The sequence below is a fragment of the Mesorhizobium sp. WSM3868 genome (genome assembly GCF_002294785.1).
Taxonomy (GTDB): Bacteria; Pseudomonadota; Alphaproteobacteria; order Rhizobiales; family Rhizobiaceae; genus Mesorhizobium.
This window is the reverse complement of the sequence record NZ_NSGB01000010.1, coordinates 184,103-201,758: the sequence shown is the minus strand read 5'-3', so window position 1 is coordinate 201,758 and position 17,656 is coordinate 184,103. Positions and strand designations below refer to the sequence as shown.

The 17,656-nt window shown below is 63.8% G+C and carries 14 protein-coding genes; 7 read left to right on the top strand and 7 right to left on the bottom strand.

All coding sequences use genetic code 11. The features are described from left to right. Window positions 1-18 precede the first annotated feature (18 nt). From prfB to CK221_RS18000, 3 genes are all read right to left on the bottom strand, one after another. A protein-coding gene (gene prfB / locus CK221_RS18010; RefSeq protein ID WP_127246966.1) for a peptide chain release factor 2 occupies window positions 19-1,150 on the bottom strand; the annotation gives its coding sequence in 2 pieces (ribosomal slippage) (window positions 19-1,083 and window positions 1,085-1,150; 1,131 coding nt in all). Between the two features lie 126 nt (window positions 1,151-1,276). Beyond that, window positions 1,277-3,733 carry a penicillin-binding protein 1A gene (locus CK221_RS18005; RefSeq protein WP_066989516.1) on the bottom strand — a complete coding sequence of 819 codons (2,457 nt, stop codon included), beginning with the start codon at window positions 3,731-3,733 and terminating at the stop codon, window positions 1,277-1,279. A gap of 232 nt (window positions 3,734-3,965) precedes the next feature. Next, complete coding sequence (locus CK221_RS18000) at window positions 3,966-5,222, bottom strand: N-acetylmuramoyl-L-alanine amidase (protein WP_095778678.1); 1,257 nt, start codon at window positions 5,220-5,222, stop codon at window positions 3,966-3,968. Window positions 5,223-5,859: 637 nt separating this feature from the next. Between CK221_RS18000 and CK221_RS17990 the strand changes: the two genes are divergently transcribed. Next, window positions 5,860-8,811: an Rne/Rng family ribonuclease gene (locus CK221_RS17990; RefSeq protein WP_095778677.1), complete on the top strand. Its 2,952-nt coding sequence runs from the start codon at window positions 5,860-5,862 to the stop codon at window positions 8,809-8,811. A gap of 102 nt (window positions 8,812-8,913) precedes the next feature. Here the strand turns inward: CK221_RS17990 and CK221_RS17985 are convergent, their stop codons facing one another. Together CK221_RS17985 and CK221_RS17980 are read right to left on the bottom strand one after the other, a co-directional pair. Beyond that, window positions 8,914-9,843, bottom strand: coding sequence for a glutaminase (locus tag CK221_RS17985; protein WP_067321579.1), 930 nt, complete (start codon window positions 9,841-9,843; stop codon window positions 8,914-8,916). A 5-nt stretch (window positions 9,844-9,848) separates the two neighbouring features. Further along, window positions 9,849-10,997, bottom strand: a complete 1,149-nt coding sequence (locus CK221_RS17980) for an aminotransferase class I/II-fold pyridoxal phosphate-dependent enzyme (protein WP_095778675.1) — start codon at window positions 10,995-10,997, stop codon at window positions 9,849-9,851. Between the two features lie 207 nt (window positions 10,998-11,204). Here CK221_RS17980 and CK221_RS17975 point away from each other — a divergent pair, with 207 nt between their 5' ends. The 6 genes from CK221_RS17975 (at window position 11,205) to aat (ending at window position 16,590) form a co-directional block, all read left to right on the top strand. After that, a complete protein-coding gene (locus CK221_RS17975; RefSeq protein WP_082980294.1) occupies window positions 11,205-12,596 on the top strand; it encodes a M48 family metalloprotease in 1,392 nt (463 codons plus the stop codon). Window positions 12,597-12,653: 57 nt separating this feature from the next. After that, the gene (locus CK221_RS17970; protein ID WP_067321649.1) at window positions 12,654-13,457 is read left to right on the top strand and encodes a DsbA family protein; all 804 of its coding nucleotides are present in this window, start codon (window positions 12,654-12,656) and stop codon (window positions 13,455-13,457) included. A 200-nt stretch (window positions 13,458-13,657) separates the two neighbouring features. Then, window positions 13,658-14,092 carry a type II 3-dehydroquinate dehydratase gene (gene aroQ / locus CK221_RS17965; protein ID WP_095778705.1) on the top strand — a complete coding sequence of 145 codons (435 nt, stop codon included), beginning with the start codon at window positions 13,658-13,660 and terminating at the stop codon, window positions 14,090-14,092. Between the two features lie 26 nt (window positions 14,093-14,118). Further along, entirely contained in the window at window positions 14,119-14,586 is a 468-nt protein-coding gene (gene accB / locus CK221_RS17960) for an acetyl-CoA carboxylase biotin carboxyl carrier protein (RefSeq protein WP_095778674.1), read from the top strand. A 19-nt stretch (window positions 14,587-14,605) separates the two neighbouring features. Beyond that, entirely contained in the window at window positions 14,606-15,949 is a 1,344-nt protein-coding gene (gene accC, locus CK221_RS17955; protein WP_066989500.1) for an acetyl-CoA carboxylase biotin carboxylase subunit, read from the top strand. A gap of 23 nt (window positions 15,950-15,972) precedes the next feature. Continuing rightward, on the top strand, window positions 15,973-16,590 hold the full coding sequence (gene aat, locus CK221_RS17950) for a leucyl/phenylalanyl-tRNA--protein transferase (protein ID WP_066989498.1): 618 nt from the start codon (window positions 15,973-15,975) through the stop codon (window positions 16,588-16,590). A 9-nt stretch (window positions 16,591-16,599) separates the two neighbouring features. On the opposite strand, the gene CK221_RS17945 is transcribed toward aat, so the two are convergent. Further along, window positions 16,600-16,983, bottom strand: a complete 384-nt coding sequence (locus tag CK221_RS17945) for a hypothetical protein (RefSeq protein ID WP_095778673.1) — start codon at window positions 16,981-16,983, stop codon at window positions 16,600-16,602. Between the two features lie 69 nt (window positions 16,984-17,052). After that, the gene (locus CK221_RS17940) at window positions 17,053-17,619 is read right to left on the bottom strand and encodes a DUF2155 domain-containing protein (RefSeq protein ID WP_095778672.1); all 567 of its coding nucleotides are present in this window, start codon (window positions 17,617-17,619) and stop codon (window positions 17,053-17,055) included. Window positions 17,620-17,656 lie beyond the last annotated feature (37 nt).

Sequence of the window (17,656 nt, the reverse complement as noted above, 5' to 3'; positions counted from 1 at the left end):
GGAAAGTTTTCGGAATACCTAGTCGAGGTCCGCCACCGCCTCACCTGCACCGCCCTCGATGCGATGCGACAGCGAGGCCTCCATGAATTCGTCGAGATCGCCGTCGAGCACGCTTGACGGGCTGGTGTTTTCGACGCCGGTGCGCAGATCCTTCACCAGCTGATAGGGCTGGAGGACGTAAGAACGGATCTGGTGGCCCCAGCCGATATCGCTCTTCGACGCCTCGGTGGCGTTCGCCACGGCCTCGCGCTTTTTCAGCTCTTCCTCGTAGAGCCGCGAGCGCAGCATCTCCCAGGCCTTGGCCCGGTTTTTGTGCTGCGAGCGTTCGGCTTGGCAAGCAACTGCGATACCGGTCGCGAGGTGGGTGATACGCACCGCCGAGTCGGTGGTGTTGACGTGCTGGCCGCCCGACCCGGACGAACGGTAGGTGTCGATGCGCACGTCGGATTCCGAAACGTTGATCTCGATCGTGTCGTCGATGACGGGATAGACCCAGACGCTGGCGAAGGAGGTATGGCGGCGCGCATTGCTGTCGTAAGGCGAGATGCGCACCAGGCGGTGAACGCCGGATTCCGTCTTCAGCCAGCCATAGGCGTTGTGCCCCTTGATAAGCACGGTGGCCGACTTGATGCCGGCCTCTTCGCCTTCATGGACTTCCAGCACCTCGACCTTGAAGCGGCGCCGCTCGGCCCAGCGCGTGTACATGCGCAAGAGCATCGACGCCCAGTCCTGGCTCTCGGTGCCGCCGGCTCCGGCATGGATTTCAAGATAGGTGTCGTTGGCGTCCGCCTCGCCCGACAGCAGGGTCTCGACCTGACGGGCCTTGGCCTCGCCCTGCATCGAACGCAGCGCCGCTTCGGCTTCGGCGACGACACCCTCGTCGCCCTCTTCCTCGCCGAGCTCGATCAGGCCGATATTGTCCTCGAGCGCCTGGGTCAGGCCTTTGACCGCCGCGATCCCCTCATCGAGGCTCTGGCGCTCCCGCATCAGCTTCTGCGCTTCCGCGGGGTCGTTCCAGAGGCTGGAATCCTCCGCGCGCGAGTTCAGATATTCAAGCCGCTTGAGGGCCGGATCCCAGTCAAAGATGCCTCCTCAGCAGGGTTATCGCCTGCCTGATCTCGTCGACAATGTTCTGCGTTTCCGCGCGCATGGCCCTTCGTTCTGTCCTGTTCTTGTCGTTTTTTTGGAATCGGCGCGATACATAGGCACGGCACCGCCGCCTGTAAAGCGAAATGGGCCGGCGTTTAGCTGCCGGCCCATTTCGAAACCTGGGAAGTCAGTAAAGGCCGCCGCCGCCGTCCTGGATCGCCTGATTGGCCTGCGGCGACAGCGCGCCGCCGGCGCCATTGGAGCCGTCCGCGCCCATGCCGATGACCCAATAGCTGTCGGCCGGGCCGGTGCCGGGCTTGAACGCCTCGATGATGGTGTTGGGGTCGCCTTCGGCCGCGCGCATGCCGGTCTTGCGGTTGATGGCGATCAGCTTCATGCCTTCCGGAACCTGGAAGTCGACATTGGGCGTGCCGTCGAGCGCGACGCGCATGAAGTCCTTGAAGATCGGCGCGGCGAGGCCACCACCCGTGGCGCCCTTGCCCAGGCCGCGCGGCGTATCGTAGCCCATATAGAGGCCGACGACGAGGTTCGGGGTGAAGCCGATGAACCAGGCGTCCTTCTCGTCATTGGTCGTTCCGGTCTTGCCGGCGATATGGCGGCCGAGCTCGGCGATGGTGGCGCCGGTGCCGCGCTGCACCACGCCCTCCATCATGGAGGTGATCTGATAGGCGGTCATCGGATCGAGCACCTGCTCGGAATTGTCGACCAGTTCCGGCTCGGGCTGGTTCTTCCATTCGGCGGCGTTGCAGCCCTCGCAGCCGCGTTCGTCCTGCTTGAACACGGTCTTGCCGTAGCGATCCTGGATGCGGTCGATCAGCGACGGTTTGATCGACTTGCCGCCATTGGCCATGATCGAATAGGCCGACACCATGCGCATGACCGTCGTCTCGCCGGAGCCCAGGGCCATCGGCAGATAGGGCGCAAGATGATCGTAGACGCCGAAGCGCTCGGCATATTCGACGACCAGCTTCATGCCCATGTCGTTGGCCAGCCGCACCGTCATCAGGTTGCGCGACTTCTCGATGCCCGAGCGCAATGTGGCCGGGCCGGCGGCCGTGCCGTCATAGTTCTTCGGCGTCCAGGTCGTGTTGCCGCTCTGGATGGTGATCGGCCCGTCCATGATCACGGAAGCCGGCGTGTAGCCGTTGTCGAGCGCCGCCGAATAGACGATCGGCTTGAACGAGGAGCCCGGCTGGCGCATCGCCTGGGTAGCGCGGTTGAACTCCGACTGCGCGTAGGAGAAGCCGCCGACCATGGCCAACACACGCCCGGTATGCGGATCCATGGCAACCAGGCCGCCTTCGACCTCGGGTACCTGGCGCAGGCTATAGGCGTTGTCGGAGCCCTCGTTCTTCTGCACGAAGATGACGTCGCCGGGTTCAAGCACTTCCGCCGGAGATTTCGCCCTGACGGACTTGCCGTTGACGAAATGGCGCATGGCGAAGCCCATGTCGTCCTTGCTGACGGTGCCCTCGACGCGGTCCTTGACGAGGTCGCCGGAGACCTGGCGCGCCGGCTGAATGCCGATCGTCAGCCCATCGGCAGAACTGTCGAGCACGACGGCGAGCGTCCACTCCGGCACGTCCTCCAGCCCCTTGACCGCGCCGAGCGGCACGCCCCAGTCGCCGGAAACGTCAATATGGGTCACCGGTCCGCGATAGCCGCGCAACGTGTCGTACTTCAGCAATCCGTTCTGCATCGCCTTGCGGGCGATGAGCTGGATTTTCGGATCGAGCGTGGTGCGCACCGACAGGCCGCCCTCATAGAGCGCATTCTCGCCGTAGCGGGCGATGATCTGGCGGCGCACCTCCTCGGTGAAATACTCGCCCGCGAACAGGTAGGAGCCGTTGCGGCGCGGCTTCACGCCGAGCGGCTCGGCCTTGGCCTTGTCGCCCTCCTCGCGCGTGACGTAGCCGTTCTCGACCATCTGGTCGATGACCCAATTGCGGCGCTCGATCGCCCGGTCGGCATGCTTGAAGGGATGATAGTTGTTGGGGCCCTTGGGCAGCGAAGCAAGGTAAGCGGCTTCAGCGACGGTGAGTTCGTTGACCGACTTGTCGAAATAGGTCAGCGCGGCGCCGGCAACGCCATAGGCGCCGAAGCCGAAGAAGATCTCGTTGAGATAGAGCTCGAGGATGCGGTCCTTCGAATAGGCCTGCTCGATGCGGAAGGCCAGGATCATCTCCTTGATCTTGCGCTCATAGGTCTGGTCGGAGGTCAGCAGGAAGTTCTTTGCAACCTGCTGCGTGATCGTCGAGGCGCCGACCTGACGCCTGCCCGAGCCGAAATTCTGCAGATTGACGATGATGGCGCGGCCGAGGCCGGTGATGTCGATGCCGGGATGGTTGTAGAAGTTCTTGTCCTCGGCCGACATGAAGGCAGCCTTGACGCGGTCCGGGATCGCCTGGATCGGCAGATAAAGGCGCCGCTCGCGAGCATATTCGGCCATCAGCGAGCCATCCGAGGCATGGATGCGCGTCGTCACCGGCGGCTCATATTTGGCCAGAACCTCGTAGTCGGGCAGATCCTTCGTCAGATGGCCGATGTAGATGGCAAGGCCCGCAGCGACCAGCAGCGCCAGCGTCGTGCCGATGCCGAAGAAATAGCCGATGAGACGAATCATGCCCGCTCCAGTCCGAGGTCCGGGATTTCCTAAACGAAGCCGACAGTCGCGCAAGCTTCAGGGGCGGTCCCAATCCGCAATGGAAACCCATTGTCGCGACCATGTGGACAAAATACGGCAGCACGAAGTTTCAGGAACTCCGTCCGTCAAATAATAACGCCACGTGTTGTCGTCGCGCAACGCTGCTTGCGGTTGTAGGACGGCTCAAGGTTGTGGGCGGGTTCGGTCCCCGTCAGCCCCCAGCCCTGGCTCCCGCTTTCGCCGCGGCAAACAGGGCAACGGCATTGGTTATGCTCTGAGCCGCCTTGCCGCGCCAGTCGGCGCTGAGCAATTGCGCCTCGTCCTTGCTGTTGGAGAGGTAACCAAGCTCGACCAGAACCGAGGGCACGTCGGGCGCCTTCAGCACCTTGAAGCCGGCCGAGCGCTGCGGATTGTTGATCAGACCGACGCTGGTCGACAACTGGCCGACCAGCGTGTGCGCAAAGCTCATCGAAAAGCCGTGGGTCTCGCGGCGGATCAGGTCGATCAGGATGTCGGTGACCTCCTTATTGTCGTCCTCGATCTTTAGGCCGGCGAACTGGTCGGAGAGGTTTTCACGATCGGCGAGCGCCTGAGCCTCGGGATCGGAAGCCTTGTCCGAGAGCGTGTAGACCGTGGCGCCGCGGAGACCTCTGACGGCGATCGTATCGGCATGGATGGAGATCAAGAGATCGGCTTCGTGCTGGCGGGCGATGCGCACGCGCTCGTCGAGCGGCAGGTACACGTCGCTGTCCCGTGTCATATAGACATCATAGCTGCCGACCGCGGCCAGCTTGTCACGTAGTTCGGTCGCAAAGGCGAGCGTGACGTTCTTCTCGACCGTGCCGCCGGCGCTCTCCGCGCCGCCGTCGACGCCGCCATGACCCGGATCGATGACCACTGTGAAGCGGTGCCCAGGCGCCGAAATCGGCCCTGTGCCGACACGGCCGCCCTTGTCGGTAGAAACGGTCGAGCCGGTGGTCAGCGATTGGTTGGCCAAAGCCTCGTCGAATTCTCTTTCGGATGCGGCCGACATGTCGATGGCGACGCGATAGCCGCTGCCATCGTCATTCTTCAGCACCTCGAGCTTGTCGACGGCAAACGGTCCCTTGCCGGACAGGATCAGCCGAGAGCCTTTGCCCTGATCGCCGTAGCGAACGGCGCGCACCAGCCCGCGCGGCTTCACGTCCTTGGCGTTGAGGGCGAATCGCGTGCGCGGCAGGTCGACGACAAGGCGGCTGGGACCGCGCAGCAGGAACCACTTCACGTCCGGTTCTCGGTCGAAGGTCACGACGATGCGCATCTTGGTCGCGTCGCCGGCCATCTTGTAGCCGGTGGCGCCAAGCAACCCGTCGGCCCGCGAGGCGGCGGTCGCGCCAAGCAGGATCACCAGCAGGAAAACAGTCCTTGCCATGAGCCGCAGATATCCGGCGGCGCCACGCTCCTTGTCTGCGGTGCCTGCCAGTCCCATCTCTATTCTAGTCGCTCCCCGTTAGGCGCCTCGCGCCGGCCTGTTTGGCAGAACGGCCTGTCTGGCGGCCAACCCGATTAACGATTGGTATCCAGAGAAGGTTAACCAAGCCTTTCATGCAGCAAGTGGAGCGCCACCTTCCCCTGCGGAAGCGCTTTTTGCCGGCATCCGAAATCGGGGTTGCCTTCCAACCCGCCAAATCATAAAAGCGACATTGGATCACTGCAATCCTGGAACCGCCCGCCCTGCAGCTTCCCGCTAGGGTAAGATGTGCAAGGCGCTTCCGGGTTTCAGATGATCGCGACGATTTTCGCAGGCGTGCTCCCGTGGCGGGGGAATCGCTTGCGCGATGAAAACGGCCGGGATCTCCCGCGCCGGCTCTGTGCGAGCAAACAAGCTGGTCCGGCCAAGCCCGGGCTTTGGTTCAAAAGGTTCTGCTGGGTGCCGATGGCTTCAAGCGCAATCATGGAAAGGTCCGCATCGAACCGCGCCATTGTGGCTGCGGGCGGCACCGCCATCGCGCTCAAGCTCCGGCCGGCGGACATTCAATTATCCGGCAGCCACACAAATCCAGGCACACAGCGGCGGGGTCTGCCTCGCCAGCTGCGGCTGATGGCTGCCGGGAGGAAACGAAATAATGCCCAACAAGATGCTGATAGACGCCTCCCACCCGGAGGAAACACGCGTTGTTGTCGTTCGCGGTAACCGCATCGAAGAATTCGACTTTGAATCCCAGGACAAGAAGCAGCTCAAAGGAAACATCTATCTCGCCCGCGTAACCCGCGTCGAACCTTCCCTTCAGGCAGCCTTTGTCGAATATGGCGGCAACCGTCACGGTTTTCTCGCCTTCAGTGAAATTCACCCCGACTATTACCAGATCCCGGTCGCCGACCGTCAGGCCCTGCTGCGCGCCGAAGCGCAGGAGGCGGACGACGAAGAGGACGAGGAGGCCGAGGCCGGCGAGGAACAGCAGGCGCGCGATCGCGGCGGCCGCCGCAACCGACGGCGCGGCGGCAAGAACCGCGACCGGGCCGAGCAAAAGCGCGGTTCCGATGCTGCCGGTGCCGACGAAGGCGGCGAAAGCGCCGATGAGGTCGCAGCTTCCAGCGCTTCCGCTGATGAGCCCGGCGATGCGGCCGATACCTCGACCGAAGCCACCGCAGGCTCCGAAACCGTTGAGACCGTAGCCGAGGCAGCCGGCGAAGAGGAGAACAAGGCCCCCGAAGCCGGCAGCGACACCGAAGAAGCCGATGCGACCGACAGCGAGAATCGCCAGCCTTCCGAGGGCGGCCCCACGTCGATCGCCGCGAGCATCGATGCGGATGTGATTTCGGAACCGGTGCCGGCCGAATCCACCAGCGAGGTCGCTCCGGCCGAGGAAGCCGCTCCAAGCGACGATGATCGCGGCATGCTCGAAGAGGTTTCGTCCGCGCATTCGGACGAACACGAAATCGAATCGGTCGGCGCCGAGGATGCGCTTGAAGAGGTCCGCAACCGCCGCAAGCCGGTGCGCCGCCAGTACAAGATCCAGGAAGTCATCAAGCGGCGCCAGATCCTGCTGGTCCAGGTCGTCAAGGAAGAGCGCGGCAACAAGGGCGCGGCGCTGACCACCTATCTGTCGCTCGCCGGCCGCTATTCGGTCTTGATGCCGAACACGGCGCGCGGCGGCGGCATCTCGCGCAAGATCACCAATGCCCAGGACCGCAAACGGCTGAAGGAGGTCGTCGCCGATCTCGAGGTGCCGCAGGGCATGGGAGTCATCCTGCGCACCGCCGGCGAAAGCCGCACCAAGGCCGAGATCAAGCGCGACTACGAATATCTGATGCGGCTTTGGGAGAATGTCCGCAACCTCACGCTGCAGTCCACGGCCCCTGCCCTGGTCTATGAGGAAGGCAGCCTGATCAAGCGCTCGGTTCGCGACCTCTACAACAAGGATATCGACGAGATCCTGGTCTCCGGCGAGGACGGCTACCGCGAGGCCAAGGACTTCATGCGCATGCTGATGCCGAGCCATGCCAAGGTGGTGCAGCCCTACCGCGACACCACGCCGATCTTCGTGCGCAACGGCATCGAGGCGCAGCTCGACCGGATGCTGCAGCCGCAAGTGACGCTGAAGAGCGGCGGCTACATCATCATCAACCAGACCGAGGCGCTGGTCTCGATCGACGTCAACTCCGGCCGCTCCACCAAGGAGCATTCGATCGAGGACACCGCGCTCCACACCAATCTGGAGGCCGCCGAGGAAGTCGCGCGGCAGCTCAGGCTGCGCGACCTTGCCGGCCTGATCGTCATCGACTTCATCGACATGGAGGAGAACCGCAACAACCGCGCGGTCGAGAAGCGGCTGAAGGATCACCTCAAGAACGATCGCGCCCGCATCCAGGTCGGTCGCATCTCGCATTTCGGCCTGATGGAGATGTCGCGCCAGCGCATCCGTGCCAGCGTGCTGGAATCGACGATGAAGCCCTGCCCGCATTGCGGCGGCACGGGCCATGTGAGATCGGACTCCTCGGTGGCGCTGATGGTGGTGCGGGCAATCGAGGAATTCCTGCTCAAGGATTCGCGCAGCCACATCACAGTGCGCACGCCGGCGGCGACCGCGCTTTATGTGCTCAACCACAAGCGCGCCAATCTGGTCGAGCTCGAGGCCCGGTTCGGCCTGAGCATCACGCTCGAAGCTGACGAGACGCTGGGCGCGCAACACTACGCGATCTTCCGCGGCGCGGTGGCTGAGAAGCCGGAAGGCTTCGTCGAGGTGCGCAGCCTGCCGACCTATGTCGAGCCGGAAGAACCCGAGGACGAGATCGTCGTCGAGGAGGAAGAAGAGGTATCGGTCCAGGCCGAACAGCCGCGCCATCCACAGCAGGGACAGCATCCGCAGCGGTCCGAGGACGGCGAAGGCGGCCGCAAGCGCCGCAAACGCCGTCGGCGGCGCGGCGGCAAGGATCGCGACCGCGAGCATCAAGGCCATGGCGATGCCGTCTCGGCCCCCGGGCCGGCGGATGCCACAGCGACGACAGGCGAAGCAGCCGAGATAACGGCTGAAGCACCGGCCGGGGCAGAAGCAGCCGAAGAGGGGCAGGGCAAGAAGCGCCGTCGCGGCAAGCGCGGCGGCAAGCGCAATCGCCGCGAGGAAGGCGAAATCGCTGCCGATGCCGATGCCGGCGATGGTCTCGAAGGCGAAGAAGCGGAAGTCGAAGCTCCCGAGGGCGCGCCGCCGGTCGCTGCAGCCGAAGAGCAGGCCGCGCCCTCGCCCGCCAATGACGATGTTGCGGAAACGGAGAAGCCGAAGAAGCCTCGCCGTGCACCGCGATCGAAGAAGGCTGTCGAGGAAACCGTCTCCGAGAAAGCGCCCGAGCGGGCGGCGGAACTTCCCGCTGAACCTGCGGCCGCCGAACCGGAGCTGGCAGCGGCCGCTGCTGCTCCGACCGAGGCCGAAGCGCAGGTCAATGCCCATCCAACGCGGCGCAAACCGCAGTCGATCGACACGCCGGCTGTCCCCGTCGTTTCGTCCAACGTCAGCGAGGAAGCCAAGACCGAAGAAAAGCCGAAGCGTGCCGGCTGGTGGCAGCGGAAGGGTTTTTTCTAAGCTCTGTCAGCTCATTAGGCTTAGTTGTTAAACAGAAGATCCCGTGCCGCCCGGCGCGGGATTTTCGTTTTCTGGCCTTCCAATCTTGCGCCCCAGCACCTGCTAAGGCGCGAAGATCGACCAGTTCATCATCCTGGCGAGCTTCTCAAGCGCTATGGAGCCGAGCTTGGAATTGCCGTTCTCGTTGAGGCCGGGGGACCAGACGGCGAGCGAGGCGACGCCCGGCACGATGCCAAGAATACCGCCGCCGACGCCACTCTTACCCGGAATGCCGACACGGAAGGCGAAATCGCCGGAGCCGTCATAGTGGCCGCAGGTCAGCATCAGCGCGCCGATGCGGCGCGCACGCTCGGTCGACACTACCGACAGCCCGGTCGCCGGGTTCCGACCGCCATTGGCGAGGAAGCGGCCGGCCATGGCGAGCTGCCGGCAGCTCATGGCGATGGCGCAATGATGGAAGTAGACGCCCAGCGCCAGCTCCGGCTCATGGTCGAGATTGCCAAAGGACTTCATGTAATTGGCCAGAGCGAAGTTGCGGTAGCCGGTAGCGCGTTCCGAGGCCGCGACCTCGCGGTCGATGATGATCGTGTCGTCGTCGGCCAGGAATTGGACGAAGCGCAGGATCTCGCCGATCGCCTCGCGCGGCTGGTGGCCGGCAAGCAGGATGTCGGATACGACGATGGCGCCGGCGTTGATGAACGGATTGCGCGGAATGCCGCTCTCATGCTCGAGCTGGACGATCGAGTTGAACGGATTGCCCGACGGCTCGCGGCCGACACGCTGCCACAACGCATCGCCGACCTTGCCCAGCGCCAGGGTCAGCGTGAACACCTTCGAGACGCTCTGGATCGAAAAGGGCTGGTCGGCATCGCCGGCAAGGATGATGCGCCCGTCATTGGTCACGGCGGCAATGCCGAATTTCTTCGGATCGACCTTGCCGAGCTGCGGGATATAGGTGGCGACATCGCCACGATCGCTGCGCTCGTTTATTTCGGCGGCCACTTCCGCCAGCGCCTGTTCAAGCTCGGGCATGGCGTCTACTTCAGCCAGCTTTCGATGCGCGCCAGCGCCTCGACCATGTCGTCATGGCTGCCGGCATAGGAAAAGCGCATGGTGCGATGGCCCTGGAGCGGATCGAAATCACGGCCGGGCGTAGCCGCTACATGCGCCTCGGCCAGCATCTTGCGCGCGAAGGCCATGCTGTCATTGGTGTGCCGCGTGACATCGCAGAAGGCGTAGAAAGCGCCGTCCATGGGCGCTGCGAGCGGGAAGCCCAGCTTCGGCAGACGCTTTATCAGCAGGTCGCGGTTCCAGGCATAACGCGCCTTCACCGCTTCGAGCTCTTGCGTGGCATTGAAGGCCTCGATCGCCGCGACCTGCGACAGTTCCGGCGGCGAGATGTAAAGGCTCTGCGCGATGCGCTCGACCGGCCGCACCAGTTCCTCCGGCAGCACCATCCAGCCGATGCGCCAGCCGGTCATGCAATAGTATTTCGAGAAGGAGTTGATCACCGTCACGCCGGCGCCACAGGCAAGTGCAGTGACATCGGGCGCGGCATAGGCCAGCCGGTGGTAGATTTCGTCCGAGATCACCGCGATGCCAAGCTCGCCTGCGGTCTTCACCAACGCGGAAAGCTCGTCGGCTGGAATGACCGCGCCGGTCGGATTGGCTGGACTGGCAAACAGCACGCCTTTCAACGGCTTCTCGCGGTGTGCGCTCTTCAGGTGGTCGGCATGCAGATAGGCGTCCGAGCCAAGCTCGATCTCGACGATCTCGATGCCAAGCGCGGCCATGATGTTGCGGTAGGCCGGATAGCCGGGCGCGGCGATGGCGACGCGGTCGCCGGGATCGAACATCGCCAGGAAAGCCAGGTTGAAGGCGGCGGACGATCCGGTTGTGACGGCGATACGGGCCGGCGCGACATCAATTCCGTAATGCTCGCCATAGTGCGCGGCGATCGCCTTGCGCAGCTCCGCCAGGCCCAGAGCATCGGTGTAGCCGATGCGGCCGTGCTTCAGCGCGAGAGCTGCGGCTTCGCGGACGCCGACCGGCGCCGGGTCCGACGGCTGGCCGACTGCCATCGACACCACGGGAATACCGATCGCCTTCAGCCGGTTGGCCTCGGCCAGAATATCCATGGCGTGGAACGGCTCGACCTCGCCGCGGCGTGAAAGCGAAACGACCATCTGACTCTTCAGCCTGCCTTTGGTTGGCAAATCCACAGGCAAACCATCGCTCGCTTGCCCTGGAACTGCCGGGAGTTCGACGGCAGCGCCGCACAAATGCCCGATTGGTGTGGGGATCACAAGCGCGCAGGAAGTTAATGGCGCCGACTTTTCATCCTTCGCCCGCTCGTCTACCAGTGGACCTGTCATGTTGAGCCGACCCGAACGATGATGGATAGATCGACCGCAATAGGGCGAACCGCGCGCGGATTTGCGACGCTCCTGCTTGCCGCCGCCGTCGCGGTGTCCACTTCGCTGAGCGCCTTCGCGCAAGGCGTGCCGGTGGTGCGCGACGCCGAGATCGAGGCGCTGGTGCGCGACTATGCCCGACCGATCTTCAAGGCGGCGGGCCTCGCCAATGACGGGATCGACATCGTTCTCGTCAACGACCAGAGCTTCAATGCGTTCGTGACCGGCCGCCGCCTGTTCATCAACACCGGCGCGCTGGTGACGGCCGAGACGCCGAACGAGATCATCGGCGTCATCGCGCACGAGGCCGGCCATATTGCCGGCGGCCACCAGCAGAAGCTGCGCGATCAACTCGATCGCGCCAAGACCATGGCCATCATCGCCACGCTGCTCGGGGCGGGCGCGATCGTGGCCGGCGCCACCACCAACAGCCGCGGCCTTGCCGGCGCCGGCATGGGCGTCGCGGCCGGCGGCGGCGAGATGGCGCAGCGCAGCATCCTTGCCTATCAGCGGGGCGAAGAAATCACCGCCGACCGCTCGGCGATCACCTACCTGAATGCCACCGGCCAGTCCGGCATGGGCATGCTGAAGACCTTCGGGCGATTCCAGAGCGCGCTTTCGCTGTCGGGCACCCAGCTCGATCCTTACCGGATCAGCCATCCGATGCCCCGGGAGCGCATCGCCAATCTCGAGGTGCTGGTCAAGGCGAGCCCTTATGTCAGCCAGGTCGACGCGCCGGCGCTGCAGCAGCGGCATGACATGATGCGCATCAAGATCGCGGCCTATATGCAAGGCCAGGCGGCGGTGGCGCGGCTGATGCGCAAGAACCCGACCAGCCTTGCCTCGCGCTACGGCGACGCGCAGCAGACCTATCTCTACGGCAACCCTGGCACCGCGCTGACGAAAACCGCGGCGCTGATCAAGGAACAGCCGAAAAACCCCTATTTCCAGGAACTTCGCGGCGACATCCTGATGAAGGCCAACAGGCCCAAGGACGCCGCGGATGCCTATGCCAAAGCGGCGAGCCTCGACGCGGCGCGGTCCGGCTTGCTGCTGGTCTCGCTCGGCCAGGCGCTGATGGCGGTCGGCACGCCGGACTCAATCAACAAAGCGGTGGCGCAGCTCAACAACGGGATCGGGCGCGACAAGGAAAACTCCGTAGCCTACCGCTATCTGGCTCAAGCCTATGGCGAATTGGGGCAAATCCCGGCCGCCGACCTTGCGACGGCGGAGGGCCATTTCTATTCGGCCGACTATAAGAACGCGAAGATCTTCGCCATGCGCGCTCAACAGAAATTGAAGCGCGGCGAGCCCCGCTGGCTTCGCGCGCAGGATATCATAAACTACACGCCATCTAACAAACTCAAGTGAACCTCCCGGGCGCGCGCGGCGACCAGGTTGGACCGGGACAGGCAGAAGGAACTGATCATGAACAAGGCAATCCTGCTCGGCAGCGCCGGCGTGGCGGTGGCGCTCGGCATGCTGGCATTCGGCTTCGTGGCAGGAAGCCCGCAGGCCGCTAGGGCCGACACGACGCAAGCCATCCAGGTGGCCTCGGCGGACAGCAAGATCGACCGCAAGGAGGTCGAAGGCATCATCCGCGACTATCTGTTGAAAAACCCCGAGGTCCTGCTCGAGGTCCAGGACGCGCTCGAGGCCAAGCAGAAGGAAGAGCAGCGGCTCGCCGCACTCGGCGTCATCAAGGACGCGAAGGACGAGATCTTCAACTCCACCTTCGACGGCGTGGTCGGCAACCCTAAGGGCAAAGTCACCATCGTCGAGTTCTACGACTACAATTGCGGCTTCTGCAAACGCGCCATTGAGGACATGAAGGCGCTGACCAAGGCCGATCCGGACCTGCGCTTCGTGCTCAAGGAGTTTCCAATCCTCAGCCCGGATTCGCAAAAGGCCAGCGTGGTCTCGATGGCCTTCCATCTGATGATGCCGGAGAAGTACAGCGAGTTCCACACTGCGTTGCTCGGCAGCCAGGGCCGTGCCACCGAATCCACCGCCATGAAGGTCGCTGTTTCGCTCGGTGCCGACGAGGCGAAGCTGCGCGAGAAGATGAAGGATCCGAGCATCAACGAAGCGCTCTCGCGCACCTACGATCTCGCCACCAAGCTGTCGATCACCGGCACGCCGTCCTATGTGGTCGGAAATGAGGTGGTGTTCGGCGCGCTCGGACAGCAGGTTCTGGCGGAGAAGATCGAGCAGGCCAAGAGCGCGCTCTAGGTTTGGGCATGGTCTTTTCCGAAAACCGCTGCACAGTTTTCGGGATCATGCTCTAAGCGATTGCGAGTCGCGACAACAGGCGGTTTTCCGCCTGTTGTGGACAGCGAAAGAACGTACTTGCGCTCTTTTCGCGGGCGGCTATGCCCATTATAGAGGTCCGGCGCGCCGGCTTGAGGCCGGCGCCGAAGAGGTCGGCATATTTGAAAACGATTTTCGTCCTGAACGGTCCCAATCTCAATGCACTCGGCAAGCGCGAGCCGGGGATCTATGGCGGCAAGACGCTTGCCGCCATTGCCGAGGATTGCAAGACCGCCGGCACGGCGCTCGGGCTCGAGATCGATTTTCGTCAGTCCAATCACGAAGGTGATCTCGTCGACTGGATCCAGGAAGCCGGTGAAAAGGCCGCAGGCATCGTCATCAATCCCGGCGCCTACAGCCATACCTCGATTGCCATTCACGACGCCATCCGCGCAGTCGCGCCGCTGCCCGTCGCTGAGGTCCATCTTTCCAATATCCACGCGCGGGAGCCTTTCCGCCACGTCTCCATGGTCGCGCCGGTCGCCGTCGGCATGATCTGCGGGTTCGGGCCACTCGGCTACACGCTTGCGCTGCAGGCACTGGCGGCGCGCCTGTGACCGGCTCCCAAACAGAAGGCTCGAAAATGTCGATAAAGAAGAACGGTGTTGACCAACAGCTGATCCGCGACCTGGCGGGCATACTGAACGACACCAACCTGACCGAGATCGAGGTCGAGCTCGGCGATCTGAAAGTGCGCGTGTCGCGTCAGTCTCAGGCCGTCCACGCGGTCGCTGCTCCGCTTCCTATGCCGTCCGCGGCGGTTGCCGGGCCGGCTCAGGCGGGAGCGGCCGCGCCCGCGACGGCAGCCGATCCTTCCAAGAACGCCGTGCCCTCGCCGATGGTCGGCACCGCCTATCTCGCGCCCTCGCCCGACGCCAAGGCGTTCATCGAGATCGGCCAGAAGGTGAAGGAAGGCCAGACGCTGCTCATCATCGAAGCGATGAAGACGATGAACCAGATTCCCTCGCCGCGCGCCGGCACGGTGACGGCGATCCTGATCGAGGACGCCCAGCCGGTCGAATACGGCATGCCGCTCGTGGTCATCGAGTAGAGCCGGGAACAGCGGGCAGATGTTCCAAAAAATCCTCATCGCCAATCGCGGCGAAATCGCGCTTCGGGTGCTGCGCGCCTGCAAGGAGCTCGGCATCCAGACGGTGGTGGTCCATTCGACGGCCGATTCCGACGCCATGCATGTGCGGCTTGCCGACGAAAGCGTCTGCATCGGCCCGCCGCCGTCGCGCGAAAGCTATCTCAACATTCACCAGATCGTCGCCGCTTGCGAGATCACCGGCGCCGATGCCGTGCACCCGGGCTACGGCTTCCTGTCAGAAAACGCCAAGTTCGCCGATATCCTCGCCGCCCATAACATCACCTTCATCGGCCCTTCGGGCGACCATATCCGCATCATGGGCGACAAGATCGAAGCCAAGCGCACGGCAAAGCGCCTCGGCATCCCGGTGGTGCCTGGTTCGGACGGCGCGATCAGCGACGAGAAGGAAGCAAAGCGCATTGCCGCCGCGATCGGCTATCCGGTGATCATCAAGGCTTCGGCCGGCGGCGGCGGCCGCGGCATGAAGGTCGCCCGCACCGAAGCCGACCTCGAAGTGGCGCTGCAGACCGCCAGATCAGAAGCCGGCGCTGCCTTCGGCGACGACGCCGTTTACATCGAGAAATATCTGGAAAAGCCGCGCCATATCGAATTGCAGGTGTTCGGCGACGGCGCCGGACGCGGCGTGCATTTCGGCGAGCGCGACTGCTCGCTGCAACGCCGCCACCAGAAGGTGTGGGAGGAAGCGAACTCACCGGCCCTCAACGCCGAGGAACGTGCGCGCATCGGCGGCATCTGCGCCAAGGCGATCGCCGATCTTGGCTATTCCGGCGCCGGCACGATCGAATTCCTCTACGAGAACGGTGAATTCTATTTCATCGAGATGAACACACGCCTGCAGGTCGAGCATCCGGTGACCGAAGCGATCACCGGCATCGACCTCGTGCATGAACAGATCCGTGTCGCCTCCGGCGGCGGACTGTCGGTCAAGCAGGAAGACATCAAGTTCAACGGCCACGCCATCGAGTGCCGCATCAACGCCGAGGATCCGCGCACGTTCACGCCGTCGCCCGGTACGATCACGCATTTCCACACGCCGGGCGGCCTCGGCATCCGCGTCGATTCCGGCGTCTATTCCGGCTACCGGATCCCGCCCTATTACGACAGCCTGATCGGTAAGCTGATCGTGCATGGGCGCAACCGCGTCGAATGCATGATGCGGCTGCGCCGGGCGCTCGACGAATTCGTCGTCGACGGCATCAAGACGACGCTGCCGCTGTTCCGCGACCTCGTCGGCAATCCGGATATCGCCAACGGCGACTACGACATCCACTGGCTCGAGAAATATTTGGCCAAGGAGGAATAGGATCTTGCGGTTATAATGGCGCAATGACTCGTCCCTACGCGCCCGGCTACCGCATCCCAACCGACCTGCTGCTGAAAGCCTATGCCTCGGGCGTGTTCCCGATGGCAGAGAGCGCCACCGACCCGGAAGTGTTCTGGGTGCGGCCGGAGACGCGCGGCATCATCCCGCTCGACGGATTCCACACGCCACGCAGTCTGAAGAAGACGATCCGCAGGCACCCTTTCGACATCCGCTACGATTTCGACTTCGAGGCGACGATCGACGGCTGCGCGGAAAGGCGCGACGAGCGCCGCTCGACCTGGATCAATGCGCCGATCCGCGAAGCCTATGTCGAGCTCTATCGGCTGGGCCACTGCCATTCCGTCGAGGCGTGGCGCGAGGGCCGGCTGGCCGGCGGTCTCTATGGGGTGTCACTCGGGCGCGTCTTCTTCGGCGAAAGCATGTTCGCCCGGGAAACCGACGCCTCGAAGACTTGCCTCTATTATCTGGTCGAGCGGCTGAACGAACGCCGTTTCGCGCTGCTCGACACGCAGTTCACCACCGAGCACCTGAAGCGCTTCGGCGCCATCGACGTGCCGCGCAGCCGCTACGAAAAAATGCTGGCCGAGGCCCTGAAGGGCGACGCGGTCTTTTATCCCTGAGGTAAGCGGTCACCCGCTCGCAGTTTCGATTGGCGTCTGGGAATGAAACATCATCTTCCAGCCATCGGCGCGATGAACATAGCCGGTGCTGACGAGAGCGGCATAGGGCTCGCCGTTTTCCCGCGTCGCGCGCGCCTCGTAGGTTAGCATGACGATATCGCTGCCGGGTTCGACCATGCCTTTCAGCCGAATGTCGAGATCGCGCCAGCGATTGGGCTTGGTGGCGGTCTTGGCCAGATCGGCATTGGTCATCGCCTGCGCCATCTCCGGAAAGGCGACGAGGCAATCCACATCGGCGTGGGCCGCGAAATAGGCGGAATCGCCAGTCCAGAAGCCTTTCTCGATATCGAGAAGCTCTTTCGTGCTGGCAGTGATCGGCCTGATCGTTGCCATGGAAATCTCCCGTCGCCATCACCGTTTATCCAACGGATTGCGAAAAAGAGGGTTCCGAGAGTTCCGAGATCAGTTCGTGTCTGTGGTGTCGGCGCCATCCGGCGCGGGCGCCGCGTCCGACGGCTCAGGCGCTGCCTCGGCAGGCGGCTTCGGCTTGGCGGTATTCGTCTTCGGCTTGCCCGTATCGGCCTTGGCGGCGGTCGGCGGCGGCACGTCCGATTTTTGCTTGCAGCCCTTCAGCCAGACGTCATAGACGGCGTGCTCGACCGCGTTGAGACCGGGGCTTTCGGCGAACATCCAGCCGGTAAAGATACGGCGGATCTTGCGATCGAGCGTGATCTCGTCGACCTCGACGAAGGAATCGGTCTTCGGCTGTTCGGTCTCGGGCCGAGAGTAGCAGACGCGCGGCGTCACCTGCAGGGCGCCGAACTGCACCGTCTCGTCGATATAGACGTCGAAGGTGATGATGCGGCCGGTGATCTTGTCGATGCCGGCGAATTCGGCGACCGGATTGGTGATGCGGTCGGAAACCGCCGGCGCCGCCGGTGTCTGCGCGGCGGCGAACCCTGGCGTCGAGGCAGCCAGAACGGACGCTGCCGCGAACAGTCCCGTCGAGAGTCGGCCGAAAGAGTTCATGCAGGGATACCGGTGGTTGCGCCCGGGTGATTCTCTC

What these genes read in the sequence shown, in the direction of transcription:
- CK221_RS18005 (WP_066989516.1), bottom strand. Translation starts at nt 3,733, where the DNA reads ATGATTCGTCTCATCGGCTATTTCTTCGGCATCGGCACGACGCTGGCG.
- CK221_RS18000 (WP_095778678.1), bottom strand. Translation starts at nt 5,222, where the DNA reads ATGGGACTGGCAGGCACCGCAGACAAGGAGCGTGGCGCCGCCGGATAT.
- CK221_RS17990 (WP_095778677.1), top strand. Translation starts at nt 5,860, where the DNA reads ATGCCCAACAAGATGCTGATAGACGCCTCCCACCCGGAGGAAACACGC.
- CK221_RS17985 (WP_067321579.1), bottom strand. Translation starts at nt 9,843, where the DNA reads ATGCCCGAGCTTGAACAGGCGCTGGCGGAAGTGGCCGCCGAAATAAAC.
- CK221_RS17980 (WP_095778675.1), bottom strand. Translation starts at nt 10,997, where the DNA reads ATGGTCGTTTCGCTTTCACGCCGCGGCGAGGTCGAGCCGTTCCACGCC.
- CK221_RS17975 (WP_082980294.1), top strand. Translation starts at nt 11,205, where the DNA reads ATGATGGATAGATCGACCGCAATAGGGCGAACCGCGCGCGGATTTGCG.
- CK221_RS17970 (WP_067321649.1), top strand. Translation starts at nt 12,654, where the DNA reads ATGAACAAGGCAATCCTGCTCGGCAGCGCCGGCGTGGCGGTGGCGCTC.
- accB (WP_095778674.1), top strand. Translation starts at nt 14,119, where the DNA reads ATGTCGATAAAGAAGAACGGTGTTGACCAACAGCTGATCCGCGACCTG.
- accC (WP_066989500.1), top strand. Translation starts at nt 14,606, where the DNA reads ATGTTCCAAAAAATCCTCATCGCCAATCGCGGCGAAATCGCGCTTCGG.
- aat (WP_066989498.1), top strand. Translation starts at nt 15,973, where the DNA reads ATGACTCGTCCCTACGCGCCCGGCTACCGCATCCCAACCGACCTGCTG.
- CK221_RS17945 (WP_095778673.1), bottom strand. Translation starts at nt 16,983, where the DNA reads ATGGCAACGATCAGGCCGATCACTGCCAGCACGAAAGAGCTTCTCGAT.
- CK221_RS17940 (WP_095778672.1), bottom strand. Translation starts at nt 17,619, where the DNA reads ATGAACTCTTTCGGCCGACTCTCGACGGGACTGTTCGCGGCAGCGTCC.